The organism is Photobacterium sp. WH77, from assembly GCF_022014395.1.
Classification (GTDB): domain Bacteria; phylum Pseudomonadota; class Gammaproteobacteria; order Enterobacterales; family Vibrionaceae; genus Photobacterium; species Photobacterium arenosum.
Genome location: NZ_JAKLTE010000050.1, coordinates 1 through 1,245, shown reverse-complemented (window position 1 = coordinate 1,245; position 1,245 = coordinate 1). Strand labels below are relative to the sequence as shown.

The following is a 1,245-nucleotide window of genomic DNA, read 5'->3' as shown; positions in this document are numbered from 1 at the left end:
CTGCGGCCAGTACGTACACCCGGGTATGGATGACAACAGTGCCCGAGACTCAGGGGCGGTGTACATCTATAAAAAAAGCAACAACACTTGGGTGCTGGATGCGTACCTAAAAGCGCCAAACACCGATCCTGGTGATATGTTTGGTTCTGCCTTGGCATTGGACTCCGATGGGGATCAACTGCTTGTGGGTACCCCGGGTGAAGATAACTGCGGTACCGGTGTGGGTGGCCAGGGGGCGAACGCAAATCAACGCCTTGGTTATGGCTCCGTGTGTGGGACAAATCCTAACCCAAGCCTGTGGGATAACTCGGCGAGGGATTCTGGGGCTGTGTATCACTATGCGCGAGAGAATGGGCAGTGGGTGCTGAAAGAGTACATTAAAGCCTCAAACACCGACGCGGGGGATTTGTTTGGCAGCGCACTGTCGTTTGATCATCAAGATGACAAAATCGTGATTGGTGCGCCAGGGGAGTCTGGCTGCTCAGCAGGGATTGATGGGGCGCAGCAAAACCCTAACAAGAAAATCAATGGTGAAAGTGTTTGTGGTAACTCGCCGCTTAACAGTAATGTCAAATTGGACAACCGGATTGGCAAGTCTGGCGCGGTTTATGTGTTTGCTTACGATGACAACAATACCAATTTGAAGGAAGTGGCCTACATCAAAGCGCCAAACCCTGACGCGAACGATCAGTTCGGCGCTAACTTGTTCATCGACAGTGTGGGTGGTCTGATGATCGGTGCGCCTGGTGAAGATAACTGCGGCACGCATGTGGATGGCGCAAACAACAAAGCCCCATGTCAAAACCCCGGTTTGACCAACAATCAGGCTCTGGATTCGGGGGCGGCTTACATCTACAACGACAACAATTACGCTAACACCAAAGTGGCGTACAGCTTCTTCAAGTATGTGAAAGCGCCGGGCGTGCATGGGGGCGATGCGTTTGGGACCAACCTAGCGGCGGTAACCGCATTAGATGCTCAAGATCCGACGATTCAGATGGTCTTTTCTGCGCCGGGTTATGATAAACCGGATATGACGGACACGGGCAAGATCTTTGTTTACACCAAAGAGTCGGCCAACAAGTTGCGCAAGAGCTTTGGCTTCAATGGCAAGCTACCAAACGTTGAAAACTCAGTGAGTAATTTTGATTACTTTGGTGGTTCAGCGCTTGGAGGCAGTGACACCTCTGTGACCAGTTCGGTCGGCAACCAATGTACGATCGTGACTGACTACCTAGAGGGCAG

At 51.9% G+C, this 1,245-nt stretch carries 1 pseudogene; it reads left to right on the top strand.

What is annotated here, in order from left to right:
* A pseudogene (locus L6J37_RS21180) lies at nucleotides 1-1,245 on the top strand (FG-GAP repeat protein); the annotation flags it as partial.